The sequence below is a fragment of the Pseudomonas sp. NPDC086112 genome (assembly GCF_044746425.1).
GTDB lineage: Bacteria > Pseudomonadota > Gammaproteobacteria > Pseudomonadales > Pseudomonadaceae > Aquipseudomonas.
The window spans coordinates 18,670-36,452 of sequence record NZ_JBIVCD010000037.1 but is presented as its reverse complement, the minus strand read 5'-3'; the positions used below and the strand labels follow the sequence as shown (position 1 = coordinate 36,452).

Sequence of the window (17,783 nt, the reverse complement as noted above, 5' to 3'; positions counted from 1 at the left end):
AAATGTCACTGTTAGAAATCAAGAATCTCAACGTTCGCTTCGGCGACGCCAACGCCGTTCCGGTGGTCGACGGTCTCGACATTACCGTGGACAAGGGCGAAGTGCTGGCCATCGTTGGCGAATCGGGTTCCGGCAAGTCCGTGACCATGATGGCGCTGATGGGCCTGATCGAGCATCCGGGGATCGTCACCGCCGATGCCCTGAATTTCGACGGCAAGAACATGCTCAAGCTCAGTAACCGTCAGCGTCGGCAAATCGTCGGCAAAGACCTGGCCATGGTCTTCCAGGACCCGATGACCGCGCTGAACCCGAGCTACACCGTCGGTTTCCAGATCGAAGAAGTGCTGCGCCTGCACCTGAAAATGTCCCGCAAGGACGCCCGCAAGCGTGCCATCGAACTGCTGGAAAAAGTGGAAATCCCGGGCGCCGCCAGCCGTATGGATGCCTATCCGCATCAACTCTCCGGCGGTATGAGCCAGCGTGTTGCAATCGCCATGGCGATTGCCGGCGAACCGAAACTGCTGATCGCCGACGAACCGACCACCGCGCTGGACGTAACGATTCAGGCGCAGATCATGGACCTGCTGCTGGCCCTGCAGAAAGAGCAGAACATGGGCCTGGTGCTGATCACCCACGACCTCGCGGTCGTGGCCGAAACTGCCCAGCGCGTGTGCGTGATGTACGCCGGCCAAGCGGTTGAAGTCGGTCAGGTACCACAACTGTTCGACATTCCGGCGCACCCGTACAGCGAAGCACTGCTCAAGGCGATTCCGGAACACAGCCTGGGCGCCGCGCGCCTGTCGACATTGCCGGGCATCGTTCCCGGTCGTTACGACCGCCCGCAAGGCTGCCTGTTGTCGCCGCGCTGCCCGTACGTGCAGGACAACTGCCGCACCCAGCGTCCGGCCCTTGACCAAAAAAGCAACAGCCTCGCCCGCTGCTTCTACCCGTTGAATCAGGAGGTGGCGTAATGGCCGTCGTACTTACCGCCCGCAACCTGACCCGTCACTACGAAGTGTCCCGTGGCCTGTTCAAGGGTCATGCGACCGTACGCGCTCTCAACGGTGTGTCGTTCGAACTGGAAGCCGGCAAGACCCTCGCCGTTGTGGGCGAATCGGGTTGTGGCAAATCCACCCTGGCCCGGGCCCTGACGCTGATCGAAGAACCGTCCTCCGGCTCCTTGAAAATCGCCGGGCAGGAAGTCGCGGGTGCCGACAAGGCTCAGCGCAAGCAACTGCGCAAAGACGTGCAGATGGTGTTCCAGAGCCCGTACGCGTCGCTGAACCCACGGCAGAAAATCGGTGATCAGCTCGCCGAACCGCTGCTGATCAACACCAACCTGAGCGCCTCGGAACGTCGCGAGAAAGTCCAGGCGATGATGAAACAGGTGGGCTTGCGGCCTGAGCATTACCAGCGCTACCCGCACATGTTCTCCGGCGGTCAGCGCCAGCGGATTGCCCTGGCCCGCGCGATGATGCTGCAACCCAAAGTGCTGGTGGCGGATGAACCGACCTCGGCGCTGGACGTATCGATTCAGGCGCAGGTGCTCAACCTGTTCATGGATTTGCAGCAAGAGTTCAACACCGCTTACGTGTTCATCTCCCACAACCTGGCGGTGGTGCGCCACGTCGCCGATCACGTGATGGTGATGTACCTCGGCCGTCCGGTGGAAATGGGCCCGAAGGAGGACATCTACACTCGCCCTCTGCACCCCTACACCCAGGCGCTGTTGTCGGCCACTCCGACCATCCACCCGGACCCGAACAAGCCGAAAATCAAGATCGTCGGCGAACTGCCAAACCCGCTGAACCCGCCGTCCGGCTGCGCCTTCCACAAGCGCTGCCCGTACGCGACCGAGCGCTGCACCACAGAAGAACCGCTCCTGCGCCTGGTCGACACCCGTCAGGTGGCTTGCCACTACGCCGAGCAATTCCTCGACGGCGCGGCGTAAAAACGGCCTGAAAAAAATGGGAGCGAGCTTGCTCGCGAAGTCGGTGTTTCAGTCACCATCTCTGTCGACTGACAGATTGCTTTCGCGAGCAAGCCCGCTCCCACAGGGACCGAGTTGACCAGACCCCTTCCACCAGATTGCGTATCAGTCCGGCGAGGGGTTTTCTTTTGTCCGTGATTTACGTTTGCGTGTCTTCCTCATCCTCTTCCTCATCGGCGTCTGGATCATCATCGCCTGATTCGGTCGCAGCGATCATCTGCTCGCTGTGCACGCCTTGCCCGTTCAAGGCCTGTGTTTCGTGGTTCTCACATTCCGCCCACGCCACCGCCGATGTGCCGAGGGACAGCAGCACCAAAACCTTAAGCAACAACACAATGCGTTGGTAAATACTCATAGCCGATTCCATCCTTTGTGGGGTGAAGCATGGATGCCTGACAGGTAATGAATGAAATTTAGTTCCGATTGACCGGGTTCTCCAGAGAGGACGCTACCGGGTAGCAGAAAATGTCGTTGGCGGGGAGATTTGTTTGGAATATGAATTATGCCGAACAGCAATTTCAAAATCAGTGATAACCCGTGGCGAGGGAGCTTGCTCCCGTTCGGCTGCACAGCAGACGTAAACCCGAAGAATGCAGTTTGACTGAACTACCACAGTGAATGGTTTTGGGGCCGCTTCGCAGCCCAGCGGGAGCAAGCTCCCTCGCCACAGGGAAATTCATTGATCAATAAAAAAGCCCCGAGGCTTACGCATCGGGGCTTTGGTGTTACGGCTCAGCGATTAATGATGCTCACGCGTCGCACGGAATTTCACATCCGGCCAGCGCTCTTCCATCAGCGCCAGGTTAACCCGCGTCGGAGCCAGGTAGGTCAGGTGACCACCGCCGTCGACCGCAAGGTTTTCCACGGCCTTGACCCGGAATTCCTCGAACTTCTTCTTATCGTCGCAATCAATCCAGCGCGCGGAATAAACAGTGATCGGCTCATATGAGCACTCGACCTTGTATTCCTCTTTCAAACGGCTGGCGACCACGTCGAACTGCAGCACACCGACGGCACCCAGGATGATGTCGTTGCTGCGCTCGGGGAAGAACACCTGAGTGGCGCCTTCTTCGGCCAGTTGCTGCAAGCCCTGACGCAGTTGCTTGGATTTCAGCGGATCACGCAGACGCACGCGACGGAACAGTTCCGGGGCGAAGTGCGGGATGCCGGTGAAGCCCAGGACTTCGCCTTCGGTGAAGGTGTCGCCGATCTGGATGGTGCCGTGGTTGTGCAAGCCGATGATGTCGCCGGCAAACGCTTCTTCCAGTTGCTCACGCTCGGAGGAGAAGAAGGTCAGCGCATCGCCGATCCGTACGTCTTTGCCGGTACGCACGTGGCGCATTTTCATGCCTTTTTCGTACTTGCCAGAGCAGATACGCATGAAGGCGATGCGGTCGCGGTGTTTCGGGTCCATGTTCGCCTGGATCTTGAACACGAAGCCGGCGAACTTCTCTTCAACCGGCTCCACGGTGCGCTCATTGGCGACACGGGCCAGCGGTTTCGGCGCCCAGTTGACCACGGCGTCGAGCACGTGATCGACACCGAAGTTGCCCAATGCAGTACCGAAGAATACCGGCGTCAGTTGGCCGTCGAGGAATTCCTGTTGATTGAATTCGTGACAGGCGCCCTGCACCAGTTCCAGCTGATCAACGAAGCGATCGTACTCATCGCCCAAGTGCGCGCGGGCTTCATCGGAGTCGAGTTTCTCGATGATTTTGGTTTCAGTGCGCTCGTGACCGTGGCCGGCGGTGTAGACGATGATGTAATCGTCGGCGAGGTGATAAACACCCTTGAAGTCGCGGTAGCAGCCGATCGGCCAGGTGATCGGCGCCGCCTTGATCTTCAGGACCGCTTCGATTTCGTCGAGCAGTTCAATCGGGTCGCGAATGTCACGGTCGAGTTTGTTGATGAAGCTGACGATCGGCGTGTCACGCAGACGGCAGACGTCCATCAGGGCGATGGTCCGAGGCTCTACACCCTTACCGCCGTCGAGAACCATCAATGCCGAGTCCACCGCTGTCAGGGTGCGGTAGGTATCTTCGGAGAAGTCTTCGTGGCCCGGGGTGTCGAGCAGGTTGATCATGTGATCGCGATACGGGAACTGCATGACCGACGTGGTAATCGAGATACCACGCTGCTTTTCCATTTCCATCCAGTCGGAGGTGGCATGGCGGTCGGATTTTCGAGATTTCACCGTGCCCGCAATCGCAATCGCCTTGCCCATCAGCAAGAGCTTCTCGGTGATGGTGGTTTTACCGGCATCGGGGTGGGAAATAATGGCGAAAGTGCGGCGTTTCGCGACTTCGGCGGCCTGTTTGGTCATGGGAAATCGCCTGGCAGGTGATTCAAAAAAGGGCGGCGAGTATAGCGCAAACCGAGCCTGACGGACCACCGTTCGCCCTGTAGCAGCTGCCGAACGCAGCCTCGCAGGCTCGGCAGCTGCTACACGGGCCAAACAAGATGCGGGGTGGCTAAATGCTGTTAATTATGGAACCTTTTAAAAGGTGAAGACGTCCACTCCCCTGTTACGGCACTCGTACCAGGGGCTGAAAAATCAGCAAGTTGGCCTGACGAGGCTGCGCTTATGGCTCGATCTCATGCGGTTTTATCAGCATGAAGAGCTGCTTCTCGCGAACGTTGTTTTCCCGGCAGCCAGGAATGGCATTGCCACACGGGACTGCGTTCGCCGACAAAGAAAAAAGGAGTCCGCCTGTGGCTATTCGCTATGGCAAAGGGCTGATAGGAGGTGCGGTTGTCGTCGCCCTTCTGGCCCTGCTGGTCCACTGGATTGGCATCAACACGATCGAACAATACCGCGACGATTTGTTGTTTTACCTGCAAGCTCATCTGATTCTCGTCCTCGTTTCCATGCTGGCCGCCCTTGTAGTGGGCATACCCGCCGGTATCTTCCTCAGCCGCCCGACCATGGTTGGCCGCGCCGAACGCTTCATGCAGATCTTCAACATCGGCAACACCGTGCCGCCTCTCGCCGTACTGGCCATCGCCCTGGGTATCCTCGGCATCGGCAGCGGTCCTGCGATCTTCGCCTTGTTCCTCGCCTCACTGTTGCCGATTGTGCGCAACACCTATGAAGGCCTGAAAAACGTCCAGGGTTCGCTGAAGGAAGCGGCCGTCGGCATCGGCATGACACCGACTCAGGTGCTATGGCGGGTCGAACTGCCGAACGCCGTGCCGATCATCATCGGTGGTGTGCGCGTGGCGCTGGCGATCAACGTCGGTACGGCACCGCTGGCGTTCCTGATTGGCGCCAACAGCCTCGGCAGCCTGATTTTCCCCGGCATCGCCCTGAACAATCAGCCGCAACTGCTGCTCGGCGCGGCGTGCACCGCCCTGCTGGCCTTGCTGCTCGACGGACTGGTGACACTCGCCAGCCGCCTCTGGCTCGAACGCGGCTTGCGCCCGTCTTAAGCCTCGGCAAAGGAATCAACATGAAAAAAGTAAGCTTAATACTAGGCTGCGCCCTGCTGTTCGCAGGATTTGCCCAAGCCGCTGAAAAACCCGTGATCCGCATCGGCGCCCGGGTGTTCACCGAACAAACCCTGCTGGCGGAAATCACTTCCCAATACCTGCGCACCAAGGGTTACGACACCCAAGTGACCGGCGGCCTGGGCAGCAACCTGGCCCGCAGCGCCCACGAAAGTGGTCAGCTGGATTTGATGTGGGAATACACTGGCGTGTCGCTGGTGGCTTACAACCACGTCACCGACAAGCTCGATAGCGCTCAGTCCTACGCCCGGGTGAAAGAACTCGACGCGAAAAAAGGCCTGGTCTGGCTTACCCCGTCGAAGTTCAGCAATACCTACGCCCTGGCACTGCCGGAAAACACCGCAAAAGCGTATCCGCAGATCAACACCATCAGCGAGCTGAACACAGTGCTGCAGGCTGAGGTGAAGACCAATCACCTCGTCGCCCTGGACACCGAGTTCGCCAACCGTTCCGACGGTCTGGACGGCATGGTCGACCTCTACGGCATGAACCTTACCCGCAAAAACATCCGGCAGATGGATGCTGGTTTGGTCTACACCGCCCTGCGCAATGGCCAGGTGTTCGCCGGTCTGGTCTACACCACCGACGGTCGTTTGAACGCCTTCAAGCTCAAGTTGCTGGAAGACGACAAGCACTACTTCCCGGACTACACCGCCGCGCCGGTGGTGCGTCAGGTTTACCTCGACGCCCACCCGAAACTCGCCGAAGAACTCAAGCCGCTGGCCGAACTGTTCGACGACGCCACCATGCGTCAGCTCAACGCGCGGGTCGATGTCGATCACGAAAGCCCTTCATCCGTTGCTGCAGATTTCCTGCGCAAGCACCCCATCAACTGAGGAGGAAAAGCCATGGAATTCTTGAACGCCTTTTCCCATCTCGATTGGCCGCAGGTTTTACACCTGACCTGGCAGCACATCACCCTGGTTGGCATCGCCGTGACCCTGGCGATTGTGGTCGGCGTGCCGTTGGGCATCCTGATGACCCGCTTCCCGACACTGGCCGGCCCGTTGCAAGCCAGCGCTACGGTGTTGCTGACCGTGCCATCGATTGCGCTGTTCGGCCTGCTGCTGCCGTTCTATTCGAAATTCGGCCAGGGCCTCGGCCCGATGCCGGCGATCACCGCAGTGTTTCTGTACTCCCTGCTGCCGATCATGCGTAACACCTATCTGGCGCTGACCGGCGTGGAACCTGGCATTCGCGAAGCAGCGCGCGGTATTGGCATGACCTTCGGCCAGCGCCTGCGCATGGTCGAATTGCCGATTGCCGTGCCGGTGATCCTCGCCGGTGTCCGCACCGCCGTGGTCATGAACATCGGTGTAATGACCATCGCCGCGACCATCGGTGCCGGTGGCCTCGGTGTACTCATTCTCGCTTCCATCAGCCGCAGCGACATGTCGATGCTGATCGTCGGCGCCGTGCTGGTCAGTCTCCTGGCCATCTTCGCCGACCTGCTTCTGCAATGGCTGCAACGCACGCTGACTCCAAAAGGACTCCTGAAATGATCGAACTTCAAAACCTCAGCAAGACCTTCCAAAGCAACGGCAAAGATGTGAAAGCCGTGGACTCGGTGAGCCTGACCGTCAATGAAGGCGAAATCTGTGTGTTCCTCGGGCCATCGGGTTGCGGTAAAAGCACCACGCTGAAGATGATCAACCGCCTGATCAAGCCAACCTCGGGCAAGATCCTGATCAACGGCGAAGACACCACTGACCTCGACGCCGTGACCCTGCGCCGCAACATCGGTTATGTGATCCAGCAGATCGGTCTGTTCCCGAACATGACCATCGAGGAAAACATCACCATCGTTCCGCGCCTGCTGGGCTGGGACAAACAGAAATGCCACGACCGCGCCCGCGAGTTGATGAGCATGATAAAACTCGAACCCAAGCAGTACCTGACTCGCTACCCGCGTGAATTGTCCGGTGGCCAGCAGCAGCGGATCGGCGTGATTCGCGCGCTGGCAGCGGATGCGCCGCTGTTGTTGATGGACGAGCCGTTCGGCGCGGTCGACCCGATCAACCGCGAGATGATTCAGAACGAGTTCTTCGAGATGCAACGGGCGCTGAACAAGACCGTGATCATGGTCAGCCACGACATTGACGAAGCGATCAAGCTCGGCGACAAGATCGCGATTTTCCGCGCGGGTAAACTGCTGCAAATCGATCACCCGGATACGCTGCTGGCGCACCCGGCGGACGACTTTGTCAGCAACTTCGTCGGCCAGGACAGCACCCTCAAGCGTCTGCTGCTGGTGAAAGCCGAAGACGCGGCGGACAACGCGCCATCGGTGAGCCCGGAAACGCCGGTGGCCGAAGCGCTGGAGTTGATGGACGAACTGGACCGTCGCTACGTGGTGGTGACCTGTGCCGAGAACAAGGCCTTGGGCTACGTGCGCCGCCGCGATCTGCACCGTCAGACCGGCACCTGCGCGCAATACCTGCGCGAGTTCAACGCCACCGCGGCGTACGACGAGCATTTGCGCATCCTGCTGTCGCGCATGTACGAGTTCAACCGCTCGTGGCTGCCGGTGATGGATGCCGAGCGGGTGTTCCTGGGTGAGGTGACTCAGGAATCGATTGCCGAGTACTTGAGCTCCGGCAAGTCTCGTGGGGGCAAGACCAGTATTGTTTCGCCGGCCGAGACTGCTGTCGCCTGATCTGACGTCTTCGCGGGCAAGCCTCGCTCCTACAGGTTCTCCGCCGTACCTGTGGGAGCGCGGCCAAGTAGTTCAATCAGGAGGAGATCGCCTGATCGGCGGGAATGAACTGGAAGATCGCATCAGCAGTGGTCGTTTGCGGAAACGTTATACGGATCATCGGGATCCAGATGCCGGTTTGCGTCTTGAAGTCTCGCTGGTCATATTGCGCCCCCGCCTTACCGGCATCGTTGATATAGAAAACCGCCTCGACCGGGAGGGTTTTACCCATATTCTGAGCCCATTTGGCCATGCGGAATTCGTTCTGCGTATTGAAAGCAAAGGTGCCACCCATCCCCTGTGCTTTAATCGCTTCATTGAAGGCAGTGGTTGCCCCCTGGTCTAAAGCGTCGCGAACGTCAAATCCGCACAATTTGCCATACTTGGACGGATGGCTATTGTAATGAGTCATGTATTGAGCTGCGGTGTTAATGCCTTGAGACTGACAGGGCCTTCCGGAAGGAACGCCGGGAACTTGTCCGCACCCCTGTTGTTCTCGACTGTTAGTTGCCCCATCCACCGGAAAGAAACAGAGTATTTCCGGATCCATCTTATCGCCAGGAGCAAAAAATATCGGATAAAAAATAAAGCCATTATTGTAGCCAAACACCAGTTTGTTAAACTTGGCGTCCGCCCGCAGATAGGAAAACGAAACCCCGGTAGCTGTGGGATTCGGGTTCCAGAAGTGAAATTGGGTGGAATGTTGGGTGGCACGTAACAGCACGCCCGAACACAGGAAGGCCGGTGCAGAAGGGTTATTGCCGCACATGCTCACCTTATTGTGGTAACGTTCCGTGAGGTATTGCGCGGTCACCGGGCCGGATGCCGCGCCTAATGTACCGACCGCGGAAGACTCGATAACTTGCTCATCGGAACCCTGCACCTTGACCGGTGCAACTTCTTGTGTCGCACAGCCAGCCAGCACTAATGCCATCAACCAGACAATTATTCTATTCATCTTCATGCACTCCCTGCGACTAATATTCAAGGTAGAAACAAACACACACAGCACCACAGCGACAGCTGTTCATTTTGATGGCGTGCCCGAAAGAGCCCACAGATAAAATAAAAGTGTTGTTACCTTAATAAGATCGCAGCCATCCCACACCTGCTAGAAATAACAGTAATGATGCCTTGGCCATAATTGTTCGAGATTAAAACCCACCACTTATAACCATCTCGTCGATCACTGCACCCGACGAAAAATGAAGGATCAGGGGAACATCAACCTGTCATGTGGGTCGGTTACATCAGAGACTGAGCGGGACCGCACGACGGAAGCGTGCAAAAACGCGACATTTTTTGTTGATCTCAAGCGCCTCACGCCCTAAAGTTCGCGCCGAACGTCCATGCTGGAAACGATCCATCCGGCTCAAGTACTGACGACGAGACAGCAAGGCCAAGGGAAAGCACCGCCTCCCATGGCCTTTTTGCTTTCGGCGACATGCCTTGGGAAGTAGGCGAACCAAAGTGGGGATACGGAGGGCGTTCATTTGCACCCATTGATAATTTCAGTTTGCCAGTAGGAGTTCCCAGCATGTCGATCAACGTCGAAGACTATTTCGCGCGCGATACCTTCCAGAAAATGAAGGCGTTCGCCGACAAACAAGAAACCCCGTTCGTGGTGATCGACACCGCGATGATCAGCCAGGCCTACGACGACCTGCGCGCCGGTTTCGAATTCGCCAAGGTCTACTACGCAGTCAAGGCCAACCCGGCCGTTGAAATCATCGACCTGCTCAAAGAAAAAGGCTCGAACTTCGACATCGCCTCGATCTACGAGCTCGACAAAGTGATGAACCAGGGCGTCGGCCCGGATCGCATCAGCTACGGCAACACCATCAAGAAATCCAAAGACATTCGCTACTTCTACGACAAGGGCGTGCGTCTGTACGCCACCGACTCCGAAGCCGACCTGCGCAACATCGCCAAGGCAGCTCCGGGCTCGAAAGTCTACGTGCGCATCCTGACTGAAGGCTCGACCACCGCCGACTGGCCTTTGTCGCGCAAATTCGGCTGCCAGACCGACATGGCCATGGACCTGCTGATCCTCGCTCGCGACCTGGGCCTGGTGCCTTACGGCATCTCGTTCCACGTTGGTTCGCAGCAGCGCGACATCAGCGTCTGGGACGCGGCGATCGCCAAGGTCAAAGTGATCTTCGAACGCCTGAAAGAAGAAGACGGCATCCACCTGAAGCGATCAACATGGGCGGTGGCTTCCCGGCCAACTACATCACCCGCACCAATAGCCTGGAAACCTACGCTGAAGAAATCATCCGTTTCCTCAAGGAAGACTTCGGCGACGACCTGCCGGAAATCATCCTCGAGCCAGGCCGCTCGCTGATCGCCAACGCCGGCATCCTGGTCAGTGAAGTGGTGCTGGTCGCGCGTAAATCCCGTACCGCCGTCGAGCGATGGGTGTACACGGATGTGGGCAAATTCTCTGGCCTGATCGAAACCATGGACGAAGCCATCAAGTTCCCGATCTGGACCGAGAAGAAAGGCGAGATGGAAGAAGTGGTCATCGCCGGTCCAACCTGCGACAGCGCCGACATCATGTACGAAAACTACAAGTACGGCCTGCCGCTGAACCTGGCGATCGGTGACCGTTTGTACTGGTTGTCGACCGGTGCGTACACCACCAGCTACAGCGCTGTTGAATTCAACGGCTTCCCGCCGCTGAAGTCGTTCTACGTGTAAAAACCACACGCAGAAAATCAAAAAGCCCATGACGTGTCATGGGCTTTTTTGTGTCTGAAATACGCCTCGGGAAACCCGCATTTTTCCCTACAGGTTCAGCTCTGCGCAGCGTTGCGTGTAGTCTTTGGCCAACTTACGAATTTGCGGATTCACCGCGTTCAACAGTGCTTTGCTCGCCACCCGCAAGAAATTCAGATTCCCGCCATCCAGTGCCTTGTGCAGCCAACCCAGCGCCTCGTCGATCTTGCCTTCATCCGCCAACACCGCTGCATAACTGAATTGCCCACGAAAATCCCCGCCGACCGCCGAGCGTCGATACCAGTCACGGGCTGCTTGCGGATCTGCCGGGCAAACCCGGCCTTCTTCCAGATAACGCCCCAGCAGGTTCATCGACTTCGCATGGCCCAATTCAGCTGCTTGCCGATACAGACTCAGCGCTTGCACCTGATCCTCGATCACTCCACGACCAGTAGCCAGCAGATTGGCGTAGTTGTACATCGCCCAATCCAGTCCGGCTTCAGCGGCAACACGATAATGCCCCGCGGCTATCGAAGCATCGGCGGTGCAACCCCAGCCATGTTCATGACAACGGCCGAGCATGTTGCGCGCCATAGAGTGTCCACCCTGGGCGGCGATCTCGAACCAGCGCAGCGCCAGCGGCTGATCCTGAGCGATGCCACGGCCGTCCAGCAGGATCTGCCCGAGCAACGCCTGAGCATCGAGCACGCCTTCACGGGCGGCGATCAGGATCGCCTGAGCCGCTCGCGCCGGGCTTTCTTCGAGCATCGATTTGAGGCGGTCGCCGTCGAGGATTTCCTCGCGGTGCAACCGAAAGTCCGTCACTTACACCTCGACCCAGCGACGCAACAGGTTGTGATAGGTGCCGGTCAAGCGGATCAATGAAGGATGGTCGGGCATGTCCTGGGTCAGTTGCTGAATCGCCCCGTCCATCTCGAACAGCAAGGCGCGCTGGCTGTCTTCACGCACCAGGCTTTGCGTCCAGAAAAACGAGGCGTAACGGGTGCCGTGAGTGACGGCGTTGACCTTGTGCAGGCTGGTGCCGGGATACAGGACCATGTCGCCTGCCGGCAATTTCACGCGCTGAGTACCGAAGGTGTCCTGGATTTCCAGTTCGCCGCCGTCGTAGTCCTCCGGTTCACTGAAAAACAACGTCGCCGACAGGTCGGTGCGCACACGCTCGATGCTGCCCTTGGGTTGACGCACGGCGTTGTCGATGTGGAAGTCGAAACTGCCACCGGCCGTGTAGCAGTTCAGTAACGGAGGGAAGACCTTGTGCGGTAATGCCGCCGACATGAACTGCGGATTTTTCCACAACCGTTCAAGCATCGCGGCACCGATTTCCTTGGCCAACGGATGCCCTTCCGGCAGTTGCAGATTGTGCTTGGCCTTGGCCGACTGGTAACCGGCGGTGATTTTGCCATCGGCCCAATCCGCCAGCGTCAGGGCTTCGCGAATGCGCTGCACTTCTTCTTTCGCGAACACGCCGGGAATGTGCAGCAACATGGAAAGACCACCTGAAGGCGAAGGGGCGCCAATGGTATTGATTCTTATTGCCTGTGTAAAACCCGTGCGACGAATGAAACGGCAAAAACCGTAAAGGTAAATTGTAAAGAATGTAAATTCGTCGCGAATAGTAACGTTTCGCAATTGATACAAATACGTATTTACTCTACATTCCGCGGCCTCAAATCCTTGGGGAGGGGAATTCACATGTCACGCCAACAACTACAATTAACGGTCGGTTCACCGCGTTTGCTCGCGTCTGCAATTGGCGTGGCGATCACTGCCGGCTCTGCGAGCCATATGGTTTTCGCGGCGGAGAAGACTGACGAAAAAGCACCGAACAATGCGATTTCCCTGGACGCGACCAGCGTTGTGGGCGAGCAGAACGACACCTCCTACAAGACCGATACTTCGGCTTCCAAGAAGTACACCGCGCCACTGCGCGAGACGCCGAAAAGCGTCACTGTGATCCCGCAACAAGTGATTCGCGACACCGGCGCCACCAGCCTGGTCGACGCCCTGCGCACCACCCCGGGCATCACCTTCGGTGCCGGCGAGGGCGGTAACCCGGCCGGCGATCGTCCGATCATTCGCGGCTTCAACGCCGAAAGCGACACGTTTGTCGATGGCATGCGCGACCCTGCGTCCCAAAGCCGCGAGATCTTCAACGTTGAATCGATCGAAGTCAGCAAGGGCCCGGGTTCAGCCTTCACCGGCGCCGGCTCCACCGGTGGCAGTCTGAACCTGGTGAGCAAGACCCCCAAGCTAGGCAATTCCTACAACGGCGGCTTCACCTGGGGCTCGGACCAGACCCAGCGCACCACCCTTGATCTGAACCAGCAGATGACCGACACCTCGGCCTTGCGCCTGAACCTGATGAAGCACGAAGCCAACGTCGCCGGCCGTGACACTGTAGACGTCAGTCGCTGGGGCGTCGCACCGTCCTTCGCCTTCGGCCTGGGCACCGATACCCGCTTGACCGTCGGCTACTACCACGTCGAGACCGACGACATGCCCGACTATGGCATCCCCTTGACGTTGAGCCCCAACCGCAGCAAGTACAACGTCGATAAACCTGCACATGTCGATCGCGACAACTTCTACGGCCTCACCGGTCGCGACTTTCGCCAGACCACCAATGACAGCGGCACCCTCAAGATCGAACACGATCTGAATGATGACCTGACCGTATCGAACAGCTTCCGCATGTCCCGTTCGACCCTGGACTACATCGTCACCAACCCGGACGACAGCAAGGGCAACGTGGTCAATGGCAACGTGTACCGGGGTGCGAAGAGCCGTAACTCGACGTCCAGCGGCTGGATCAACCAGACCGACCTGAGCGCCAAGTTCAACACCGGCGCCATCGAGCACAGTCTGGTGACCGGTCTGGAGTTTTCCTATCAGGACACCCACAACCGCCCGTACACCCTGACCTCCACCGCCAGCGGCACTCGATGCAACCGCGCCCTGTTCAACTCCGGCGACTGCACCAGCCTGTACAACCCGACGCCTGGGGATAACTGGAATGGCAGGATCACCGACAGCACCGCGTTCACTGACACCAACACCAAAACCGCCGCGGCCTACGCGTTCGATACCCTGAAGTTCAACGAGCAATGGTCCCTGAACCTGGGCCTGCGTTATGACAACTACCAGGTCGAATCCAGCGGCCACGCCAACGCCAGCAGCACAGCGCCAGCGAACGACTTCTCCCGTGCGAACACCAGCGACCTGGTGAACTACCAGATCGGCGTGGTCTACAACCCGTTGCCTAACGGCAGCATTTACGCGGCCTACTCGACCTCCAGCAACCCGGCCGGCGAAACCAGCGGCAACGGTGGCCTGGAACTGGCAGCGAACAACAGCCGTCTGGACCCGGAAAAGAACCGCAACTACGAAATCGGCACCAAGTGGGACTTCTTCGGTGACGATCTGTCGCTGACCGCTGCGCTGTTCCGCACCGAGAAAACCAACGCGCGGATCAACGATCCGGACGGCGGCACCACGCAAGTACTGGACGGCGAACAGCAGGTCAATGGCCTGGAACTGAGCTACGCCGGCAAGCTGACCCGTAACTGGAGAGTCTTCGGCGGCTACACCTACATGGACAGCGAAGTGGTCAAAACCACCCTCGCCGCCGATGAAGGCAACCACATGCCAAGCACGCCACAGAACAACTTCACGTTCTGGTCGACCTACGACCTGGTGCCGGACAAGTTGACCGTCGGTGCCGGTGCGACCTACGTCGATTCCCAGTTCGGCAACGTCGCCAACTCGGTGGAGATCCCGTCTTACTGGCGTTACGACGCGATGGCCAGCTACCGCCTGACCAAGAACGTCGACCTGCAACTCAACGTACAGAACCTGACCGACGAGCGTTACTTCGACCAGATACTCCAGAACCACTACGCCCACGTTGCAGCGGGCCGTACTGCCCTGCTGAGCGCCAACTTCCACTTCTGATAACAGAAGCGAAAGGCCAAAGCCCAATGCCAGTTGGTTAAGGGTAAATCGGACCTGTAGGAGCCAGGCTTGCCGGCGAAGACGTCCTTAAGAGCGCCTTCGCCGGCAAGCCTGGCTCCTACGAAAAGCGGTTCATTCACTTAACTGACTGGCATCAGGCCAAAGCCCCGTTCATCGAAGTGAACGGGGCTTTTGTGTGTAAAAAAGAATGCTTCTCGACAACTCACGGCATAATGCGCGCCGTGATGATGACTTTTGAACGAACAAGGCGAGCGACGTGTTGAAGAAATCCCTGTTCCAGTTGCACTGGTTTTTCGGCATCAGCGCCGGACTGGTCCTGGCCCTGATGGGCATCACCGGGGCGGCGGTATCGTTCCAGGATGAAATCCTGCGGGCGTTGAACCCCTCTGTGCTGCACGTCGAAAAGCAGATTGCCGGCGTACTGCCACCTGCCGAGCTGGTAGAAAAAATCGAAGGTGCTTCGGGCAAGAAAGTCTCGATGCTCTGGGTCGAGAGCGACAGCGGCAACGCCGCGCGGGTGATCTTCACGGCGCCACCCGGTGAACGTCGCGGGCCGATGCGTTACTTCGACCCGTACACCGGCGAGTTCATGGGCGACGTCACCGGCCAGGATTTCTTTGGCCTGATGCTGCAACTGCACCGGGTCCTGGCCATGGGCGATATCGGCCGGCAGATCACCGGCGCCTGTACCCTGATTCTGCTGTTCTTCTGCCTGTCCGGCCTGTACCTGCGTTGGCCACGCCAGTGGAAAAGCTGGCGCGCCTGGCTGACCCTGGACTGGAATAAAAAAGGTCGCAGCTTCAACTGGGATTTGCACTCAGTGGCTGGTACCTGGTGCCTGGTGTTCTATCTTTTGGCAGCGCTCACCGGGCTATCCTGGTCGTACGAGTGGTACAACAAAGGCCTGACCCGACTGCTTTCCGATTCGCCGCAGAACGAACGGGTGCGCAGTGGTCGCGGTCCTGCGCCAAGCGGCCCGGCCCCCACTGGCGATTACGCGGCGATATGGAGCAGCATCTACAGCGCCGCCGGCCCAGGGCTTGCCTCCTACAACGTGCGTATGCCGCCCGTGGCCGGGCAACCGGCAACGGTGTTCTACCTGCTGAAGAATTCCCCCCACGACCAGGCACGGAACCAGCTCACCCTCGATCCGGCGACCGGCATCGTCAGCCGTCATGACCGCTACAGCGACAAGAGCCTCAAGGCACAACTGCTGACCAGCATCTATGCGCTGCACGTCGGCAGTTATTTCGGGATGATCGGGCGGATTATCCTGACCATCGCCGCGCTGACCATGCCGCTGTTTTTCATCACTGGCTGGTTGCTGTACCTGGACCGTCGACGCAAGAAACGCCAGATCAACGACGCCCGCAAAGGCCTCGCACAACCGGGCGGTGATGCACCGGCATGGCTGATCGGCTTCGCCAGCCAGAGCGGGTTCGCCGAACAGCTCGCCTGGCAGACCGCCGGACAATTGCAGGCCGCCGGGTTGCCGGTGAAGGTCCAACCGTTGGCCAATGTCAGCGAACAGGACCTGCAGGATTCCAGCAACGCGCTGTTTGTGGTCAGCACCTTCGGCGACGGTGAAGCGCCGGACAGCGCCCGAGGATTCGAACGCAAAGTACTGGGGCGTGCGCTGAGCTTCGACAGCCTGAACTATGCCGTGCTCGGCCTCGGTGACCGTCAGTACCAACACTTCTGCGGCTTCGCCCGTCGCTTGCACACCTGGCTGGGTGAGCACGGCGGCAAGACTTTGTTCGCCCCGGTGGAGGTCGACAGCGGCGACCCCTACGCCCTGCGTCACTGGCAACAGCAACTCGGCCTGCTGACGGGCCAGGCGCCGGTGGATACCTGGCAAGCGCCGAGCTACGACAACTGGACCCTGACCCGCCGCGAATTGATGAACCCGGACAGCAGCGGTTCGCCCGTGTATTTGCTCGGCCTCAGCGCCCCCACCACCAGCAGTTGGCTGGCCGGGGATCTGGTGGAAGTGCTGCCGCGCAATTGTCCGTGGGCCATCGAGCATTTCCTCGACGGCCTGGGGATCGACGGTCGGGCCACGGTTGAGTTCGATGGCCTGTCGCAAACGCTGGAACAAGCCCTGGCCAGCCGCCAACTGCCCGAGAACCGCGCGCATCTGGTCGGTCTGCATGCACAAGCGCTGGCAGACGCCTTGGTGCCGTTGGCCATGCGCGAATACTCCATCGCCTCGATCGCCGCCGACGGCGTGCTGGAATTGATCGTGCGTCAGGAATTGCATGCCGACGGCAGCCTGGGCGTTGGTTCCGGTTGGCTGACCGAACACGCGCCTGTGGGTAGCAGCATCAGTTTGCGGGTACGCCGCAACAGTGGTTTCCATCTACCGAACGAACCCGTGCCGATGATTCTGCTGGGCAACGGCACCGGGCTGGCCGGGCTGCGCAGTTTGCTCAAGGCGCGGATTGCCGACGGGCAGCAGCGTCACTGGCTGCTGTTCGGTGAGCGTCATCGCGAGCACGACTACCTATGCCGCGCGGAACTGGAAGAGTGGTTGATCAACGGTGATCTGACGCGACTGGATCTGGCGTTCTCGCGAGATCAGGCCGAGAAGATCTATGTGCAGGATCGCCTGCGCGAGTCTGCCGATGAATTGAAAAAATGGCTGGCCGATGGCGCCGTGATTTACATCTGCGGCAGTTTGCAGGGGATGGCTTCAGGGGTGGATCACGCGCTCAACGAATTGCTTGGGATTGAAGAGTTCGACCGCCTGATCGAACAAGGCCGCTACCGCCGCGACGTCTACTGACACAACCCATAAAATGTGGGAGCGGGCTTGCTCGCGAAAGCGATTTAACAGTCAACAAAGATGTTGGCTGTCAGGCCGCCTTCGCGAGCAAGCCC

The 17,783-nt window shown here is 58.9% G+C and carries 13 protein-coding genes and 1 pseudogene; 9 read left to right on the top strand and 5 right to left on the bottom strand.

Features of this window, described 5'->3' with window-relative positions:
- Positions 1-2: 2 nt before the first annotated feature.
- Together ACIPLA_RS22160 and ACIPLA_RS22155 are read left to right on the top strand one after the other, a co-directional pair.
- On the top strand, positions 3-971 hold the full coding sequence (locus ACIPLA_RS22160) for an ABC transporter ATP-binding protein (protein ID WP_218398663.1): 969 nt from the start codon (positions 3-5) through the stop codon (positions 969-971).
- Positions 971-1,951 carry a peptide ABC transporter ATP-binding protein gene (locus tag ACIPLA_RS22155; RefSeq protein WP_401175943.1) on the top strand — a complete coding sequence of 327 codons (981 nt, stop codon included), beginning with the start codon at positions 971-973 and terminating at the stop codon, positions 1,949-1,951. Before ACIPLA_RS22160 ends, ACIPLA_RS22155 begins: the two co-directional genes overlap by 1 nt.
- Before the next feature lie 178 nt (positions 1,952-2,129).
- Here ACIPLA_RS22155 and ACIPLA_RS22150 read toward each other — a convergent pair whose 3' ends face one another.
- Complete coding sequence (locus ACIPLA_RS22150; RefSeq protein WP_123498924.1) at positions 2,130-2,345, bottom strand: hypothetical protein; 216 nt, start codon at positions 2,343-2,345, stop codon at positions 2,130-2,132.
- 384 nt (positions 2,346-2,729) lie between these two features.
- Entirely contained in the window at positions 2,730-4,313 is a 1,584-nt protein-coding gene (locus tag ACIPLA_RS22145) for a peptide chain release factor 3 (RefSeq protein WP_401175939.1), read from the bottom strand.
- 389 nt (positions 4,314-4,702) lie between these two features.
- On the opposite strand from ACIPLA_RS22145, the gene ACIPLA_RS22140 reads away from it, so the two are divergent.
- From ACIPLA_RS22140 to ACIPLA_RS22125, 4 genes are read left to right on the top strand one after another with little or no spacing between them, the layout of a single operon-like run.
- Positions 4,703-5,419, top strand: coding sequence for an ABC transporter permease (locus tag ACIPLA_RS22140; protein ID WP_007900385.1), 717 nt, complete (start codon positions 4,703-4,705; stop codon positions 5,417-5,419).
- A 20-nt stretch (positions 5,420-5,439) separates the two neighbouring features.
- On the top strand, positions 5,440-6,333 hold the full coding sequence (locus ACIPLA_RS22135; RefSeq protein ID WP_401175935.1) for a glycine betaine ABC transporter substrate-binding protein: 894 nt from the start codon (positions 5,440-5,442) through the stop codon (positions 6,331-6,333).
- Positions 6,334-6,345: 12 nt separating this feature from the next.
- Positions 6,346-6,999: an ABC transporter permease gene (locus ACIPLA_RS22130; RefSeq protein WP_063341568.1), complete on the top strand. Its 654-nt coding sequence runs from the start codon at positions 6,346-6,348 to the stop codon at positions 6,997-6,999.
- On the top strand, positions 6,996-8,153 hold the full coding sequence (locus ACIPLA_RS22125; protein ID WP_095631248.1) for a betaine/proline/choline family ABC transporter ATP-binding protein: 1,158 nt from the start codon (positions 6,996-6,998) through the stop codon (positions 8,151-8,153). Before ACIPLA_RS22130 ends, ACIPLA_RS22125 begins: the two co-directional genes overlap by 4 nt.
- 76 nt (positions 8,154-8,229) lie before the next feature.
- Here ACIPLA_RS22125 and ACIPLA_RS22120 read toward each other — a convergent pair whose 3' ends face one another.
- Positions 8,230-9,150: a hypothetical protein gene (locus ACIPLA_RS22120; RefSeq protein WP_401175931.1), complete on the bottom strand. Its 921-nt coding sequence runs from the start codon at positions 9,148-9,150 to the stop codon at positions 8,230-8,232.
- Positions 9,151-9,729: 579 nt separating this feature from the next.
- Between ACIPLA_RS22120 and ACIPLA_RS22115 the strand changes: the two are divergent.
- A pseudogene (locus tag ACIPLA_RS22115) lies at positions 9,730-10,892 on the top strand (type III PLP-dependent enzyme).
- Between the two features lie 87 nt (positions 10,893-10,979).
- Here the strand turns inward: ACIPLA_RS22115 and ACIPLA_RS22110 are convergent.
- Together ACIPLA_RS22110 and ACIPLA_RS22105 are read right to left on the bottom strand one after the other, a co-directional pair.
- The gene (locus tag ACIPLA_RS22110; RefSeq protein ID WP_401175985.1) at positions 10,980-11,678 is read right to left on the bottom strand and encodes a tetratricopeptide repeat protein; all 699 of its coding nucleotides are present in this window, start codon (positions 11,676-11,678) and stop codon (positions 10,980-10,982) included.
- A 57-nt stretch (positions 11,679-11,735) separates the two neighbouring features.
- Positions 11,736-12,416, bottom strand: a complete 681-nt coding sequence (locus ACIPLA_RS22105; RefSeq protein WP_401175928.1) for a Fe2+-dependent dioxygenase — start codon at positions 12,414-12,416, stop codon at positions 11,736-11,738.
- Between the two features lie 207 nt (positions 12,417-12,623).
- On the opposite strand from ACIPLA_RS22105, the gene ACIPLA_RS22100 reads away from it, so the two are divergent.
- The gene (locus ACIPLA_RS22100) at positions 12,624-14,882 is read left to right on the top strand and encodes a TonB-dependent receptor (RefSeq protein WP_401175926.1); all 2,259 of its coding nucleotides are present in this window, start codon (positions 12,624-12,626) and stop codon (positions 14,880-14,882) included.
- A gap of 277 nt (positions 14,883-15,159) precedes the next feature.
- Positions 15,160-17,688 (top strand): PepSY domain-containing protein, encoded by a 2,529-nt coding sequence (locus ACIPLA_RS22095; protein ID WP_401175923.1) that lies wholly within the window; start codon positions 15,160-15,162, stop codon positions 17,686-17,688.
- Positions 17,689-17,783: the final 95 nt, after the last annotated feature.